General features: G+C 38.0%; 6 protein-coding genes. 3 read left to right on the top strand and 3 right to left on the bottom strand.

Translation table 11 applies throughout. The features are described from left to right. Positions 1–146 precede the first annotated feature (146 nt). Positions 147–320 carry a hypothetical protein gene (locus CDZ78_RS22145; protein ID WP_167374333.1) on the top strand — a complete coding sequence of 58 codons (174 nt, stop codon included), beginning with the start codon at positions 147–149 and terminating at the stop codon, positions 318–320. A gap of 360 nt (positions 321–680) precedes the next feature. Here CDZ78_RS22145 and CDZ78_RS15260 read toward each other — a convergent pair whose 3' ends face one another. From CDZ78_RS15260 to CDZ78_RS15250, 3 genes are all read right to left on the bottom strand, one after another. Continuing rightward, positions 681–1,871 carry a hypothetical protein gene (locus CDZ78_RS15260; protein WP_230990912.1) on the bottom strand — a complete coding sequence of 397 codons (1,191 nt, stop codon included), beginning with the start codon at positions 1,869–1,871 and terminating at the stop codon, positions 681–683. 168 nt (positions 1,872–2,039) lie between these two features. Further along, on the bottom strand, positions 2,040–2,279 hold the full coding sequence (locus tag CDZ78_RS15255; RefSeq protein ID WP_087870773.1) for a hypothetical protein: 240 nt from the start codon (positions 2,277–2,279) through the stop codon (positions 2,040–2,042). A 2-nt stretch (positions 2,280–2,281) separates the two neighbouring features. Then, positions 2,282–2,947, bottom strand: a complete 666-nt coding sequence (locus tag CDZ78_RS15250; RefSeq protein WP_167374332.1) for a nucleotide-binding protein — start codon at positions 2,945–2,947, stop codon at positions 2,282–2,284. Between the two features lie 238 nt (positions 2,948–3,185). Between CDZ78_RS15250 and CDZ78_RS15245 the strand changes: the two genes are divergently transcribed. After that, on the top strand, positions 3,186–3,797 hold the full coding sequence (locus CDZ78_RS15245) for a DNA-binding protein (protein ID WP_087870771.1): 612 nt from the start codon (positions 3,186–3,188) through the stop codon (positions 3,795–3,797). Between the two features lie 148 nt (positions 3,798–3,945). Next, entirely contained in the window at positions 3,946–5,223 is a 1,278-nt protein-coding gene (locus tag CDZ78_RS15240) for an Eco57I restriction-modification methylase domain-containing protein (RefSeq protein WP_087870770.1), read from the top strand. The last annotated feature ends 109 nt before the right edge of the window (positions 5,224–5,332 follow it).

The raw sequence follows: 5,332 nt of genomic DNA, 5'->3' as shown, positions 1-5,332 counted from the left end.
CTCGCTGTCAGCCCCGGACGGGATGATAGTCTCCAGAAGGCGCAGGGAAATTTGCCAATCCGAAGTGCGCGATAGCGCGCGAGGGAGGCTAAAATTTTATCCCGAATAGCCGTAGAGCCATTTGTGGTAGCCATGACTGAGCTGCTTTGTGCTCAGTCTGTGGCGGACGCAGGGCGGCTGGAGCATCTCCTATTCGCTGCGTAGGTGAACGAATTACGGCGACAGGAGTCCCGGAATTTCGTGAGGTAGCATGGCGCGCCTATGCTGTGCTTTTTCTTGGTAGATATTTTGATAATGTGCCATTGCTTCGGAAATTGTGAGGGCTGACAGTTCCAAGGCTTCAAGTTCTCGCATGATGGGCTTTAACTGCTTGATGATGAAAAGGCGGTGCTGTGTCGATTGGGTCGGCGGTAATTGTCTGATTACCCGCTTACCGTCCAGCCAGTCGATTAAATCCATTTGCTTCATGCGCTCGGCTTTCTTTTTTTGGATATTTTGGGAACGATGATAAACGCAGATTTTTAAAATTGCTTTAATTTATCCACAAGGCACTTTTACAAGGTTAAATATAAAAGGTTAAATAAAGGAAAGGATAGGGGATTTTGACAAGTAAAAATATCTTTATATTTCAATTAATTATATTAAAAATAATTTTTTAACTGCACGGCATACCTATATGTTTATTTTGACTTATCCACAAGGATAGCTTCCCGTTTTTTCTTTGCGGCACTAGCGGCTTTTTGTTCGCTACAAAAATCAAGTGAAGCCGTCACCGTATATTTTACATCTACGATTTTTCGGCCTTCCTTAATTTCCTGCACTTCATGGAACATTAAAACGCCTTTTCTTTTGAGTTCGTTTAGTGCATCAATCATTTTTTTGCGATTGTTGCGTTCGGTTTTGCCTTCGAGAAAACGGCTTGAATTTTTTACGAACGAAAACATAAAATGATGGGTTTCTGTCATGCTTGCGTATTTGTAATGATGCACAAATCTTTTATAAAGCCACCTAGAAAGCTGGGTGTTTAAACTCATAAGACGGTCAATATTAAACTGCCGATATTCTAGTTTGTCGATTGCATGGGATATAAAAAGCGGTAATCGGGCGGCGTGTAACGCTCCTGTATCTTCTATATATTCCTCGCGGTCAACCGTCACAAGGTCTTGCAGTATTGCCCCTCTCCATAACTTTTTTTTGCCTTTAGAAAGCGTCAACATGCAAAGACTCATAACTTGTATGGCTTGTTTTATTTCGTTAAGGTTGCGGGTTTTACCGCGTTTCTTGAGTTCCTTTTGAACCATATACAAGGTGAATTTTACCCATGTTTCAGACTTCGTGGGGTCATGTATTCCGTAATTTTGATCAGTAAGAATTTTTTTAAGTGCTTCTTCTATAAGTTCCTCAGTCACACTTGGGAAAAATGCCTTATAGCCGCCGTTCTCCTGCTTTATTAAAGCGGGGTGAATGGTTATAGTACAATCTATATCCTTAAAGGTGTAAGGCTGCTCATAGGGGTCTGCATGGCCTGTTGGTGTGCGTAACTTCTCAACTTGTGCAGGGGTAAAAAAATACTTGGGTATACTCTCCCAAAGTTCAACCGTATTTGAAACGCTTTCAAGATCATTTGTTATAAACTGGCTAAACAAATCCATTTGAACGCTTTTAATAGCCTTACTTGGCGGTTTTTTTATTACCTTTTCTACAGCTTTCTTTTTAGCTGATTTCTTCTTGGTGTCTGCCATTTTCTTTTTCCCCTTGCCAAACTTTTTCCCTTTATCAAAATATCGCGGGTTGCTTCCATCATAATAAGGTATAAGTACAGCGTCCTTTATTTCAAGCTGCGTAACACATGCCTTTGAAAATTCAATCATGCTATGACCTCCTTTTGAGTGGTTCGTTTTCGGTTCATTGAGCCTTAAAAATTTTCAGCAAAAAATTAATACAAATACATCAAACAATAGTAATATTATAAATGCATATTACATGATAACAATAAAAGCATGATTGCAATATTAATACTAACTGCATAATAAATACTACTAATGAGATTCCTTATACTCTGCAAACATTTCTAAAAATAAAGCGTTCATTGATTGCCCTCTAATTGAAGCCATAGCCTTAAATTCATTTTTTACCGTTTCAGGGATTTTTATTTGTAAAGGTATTATGGCATCGGGTGGCGTTTGCCCTGTGGCTTTGTTGCTTTTCATTTCGCTAGCTTTTTTTACTACCCGCTTAACTGGTGTTTTCTTTTCGGTTGGTGGTGCGATTTTAGCCATTTTTACTTACTCCTTTTTGATTTTTTATCTTGCGTATTGATTGCTGCATCAACAATTTGCTGAATAATTTTATCTGTCTTTTCATTCAGCCCCTTATATTTGGTTTCGTTCAAAGTCCGCCCCGTGTCCATTGCCTGACTATATGCTGTTTTAAAGGGTATATACCCCTGTGATACGTTAAACGCCCAATTCTTTATAGTCTGGCGTGTGTCCATTGCTTCGCGCTCTCCGTTATCAGGAACTTTATCAACTACAAACAACATAGACGTGCGGGAAATCCCTTTGTTAATTAACTCGGTAGCTAGGTTTAAAGTCGGCTCTAAATCATCAGCATTCACACCCACGGGGATTACGATTAAATCCGAAGCCTTTGCAACGGTTAAAAGATGAGCATCAGCAAAAGCCTTACCATCAATAACTAATAAATCTGATATATCAGCGGCTTTTAATGCGGCTTTTGGCTCTCGATATAAAGCAACCTCTAAAGCTGGCTCTAACTCTGCATCACTCCTACGCCCCGCCCAATTGAAAACAGTTTTTTGTATGGTGTCCATGTCTGCAACATGGACACTCCAACCACTACGGACAAACTCAACAGCAACCGCTCGCGCTACAGAGCTTTTCCCTGTCCCGCCTTTTTGCCCTAAGAATGAAATTATCATTTTCATTACTCCTATATGAAACATTAAAGATATTAAAATCATTAAAATCATTAAAAACACTATAACAAATAAAAATAATAAAAACAATACTAATGATAAAAAATATTTATTATTTCTTTTATCATTAAATATATAAACATGAAAGCATGCTTTTGTTGTTTTTAATGCTAATATAAGGAAAATAATCCTATTTATTTGTAGTAGTTTGTAGTAATATTACTACTACTATATTACTGGTGAAATCATGGAACGCAAAAGCAAGGTGACACAAGCGACAGTTAATGCTGCATGTGAACAATTACAGGCTGATAGTAAAAACGTGACTGTAAACGCAGTTATATCCATTACAGGCGGTTCTTTCTCTACTGTGGGGGCTATGGTCAAGGCTTGGAAGGAAGAACAGGCAGCGCATATTGCACCATTAATGCAAATGCCTGAAAGTGTTACCAATGCCATGCACAAAGCCGCTTTTGATATTTGGGCGGCTGCGTCTACTCTGGCGGGGGAATCTGTCGAACGTATCCAGCATGAAACAGGGGAGGCCATAACCAAGGCAAAGGTGGAACTGTCAGAATATGCGGGGGAGGTCTCAAGGCTAGAGCGTGAATTAGAGCAAGCGAATATAAAAGCGTTGGAAATGCAAAAAAACCTCGATGCAGCGCAAGAAAAAGCGGTTAAAATTACGGCAGAAAATGCGGGTTATGTTGCACAGCTAACCGAAAAAGATCATCAATTAATCAGCCTTAAAGCCGATTATGCCAAGCTGCAAGGGGAACTTGTGGAGATTGCCAAGGCTGCAACTAAACCAGCACCAAAGAGAACCACAAAAACACCGCCTAAAAAGGCGGCTGAATAGGGCAGGGGGCAAGGGTATTTAGAGTCATAATAATGAAGTCGAATTGTAAATTTGAAGATACTTAAGATAAGAAAATAAAATAGTTGCAAACGACAGAATAAACACTTAAGATGACTTTAAGTACCTTACTTAAGATGGAAAAAACCATATGATTGTTGCCAACAAAGCCAAAATTTATGCAGAAGATAATTTCCAAGCGTTTTACACAGATGCAGAAGAAATACGTTTGCTAATGCTTGATCTTTTGGGAAATGTCCATGGACAAGAAATTTTAGAACCTTGTGCGGGGGAAGGCTCTTTCATTAGAGGCCTGAATGGAATTCCAAAAGAAGTTACCGCTATAGATATAGATTCTAAACACATCAATATCCTCAATAATGTTTTTCCTGCATGGGTTAAAACGATTCATTCAGATTTTATAGATCAGTTTGTTTCTGATAGTCTACCCAAAGAAAATTTCCAGAATAAAAAATATGATGCAACAATATGTAATCCACCTTATGGCCTGAAATTTTCAGTAGAATATAGAAAAGAAATTAAGAAGAAATATCCAAGTATTTATGCCCGTGAGTCTTACGGATTATTTATGCACTTCGGTATATTTTTGCTAAAAAATTTAGGTCGCTATGTTTTTATTGTACCCGATACATTCTTGACCAGCACAAATCATAAATCCTTACGGAAATTTTTAGCACATGAAACACAGCTAACCCATATCATACAATTCAAATCAAAAAGATTTGAAACAGTAAACTTTGGCTATGGAAACCTATGTATTATTGCTGGCATAAAAGGAAATATGGATAACAACAATCAAGTTATATGGGTTGATGCAACAAAATCACAAGAACCGATTACTCATGATATTTTCAAAAACGTTGCCACTATATCTGGCACAGAATTTCTACAAAATATTGAGTATGGCTGGATACATCCAGACCATAAGAAGAAAATTAAATTTACTTGTGACACAAAACCGCTAGGCGATTTAACCGAATGTAAAACTGGAATATACACGGGCGATAATAATAGATTCTGTGCTTACGATGAAGAGAAGCCACCTAGTAGAATTAATGGGCATCCAATTCAGTGGAACGATAAAGTATTTGTATCTAACTTGTCTTCAAAAGAAAAAAAAGAAGGATTAAATAACGAAAAACATTACGTGCCTTTAATTAGAGGAGGGCATCGAGAACCCTTCTCTGAAACTGGACATGCTATTAACTGGAGCAATGAAGCTGTTAATTTTTACGATAAAGATAAAAAGGCACGTTTACAAAATTCTGCCTATTATTTTCGTAGCGGCCTTGCCATTCCTATGGTGACATCTGGTCGAATATCTGCGTCATTAATGAAAAACGCCATATTTGACCAAGGCGTTGTTGGCGTTTTTCCAAAAGATGATAAATGGTTAGATTTTCGGTAGTGGGTTAAATCTGTTATTTCACTTAAATAATTAGGAGAAGTAAAAGGTTTACATCATAATTCCTCGAATGAAATGTTATCAAGAAGTAAGTTGCCACAATTGTCGCTGT

This window comes from Bathymodiolus platifrons methanotrophic gill symbiont (genome assembly GCF_002189065.1).
In the GTDB taxonomy this organism is placed as follows: Bacteria; Pseudomonadota; Gammaproteobacteria; order Methylococcales; family Methylomonadaceae; genus Methyloprofundus.
This window is presented reverse-complemented; position numbering and strand designations above follow the sequence as displayed.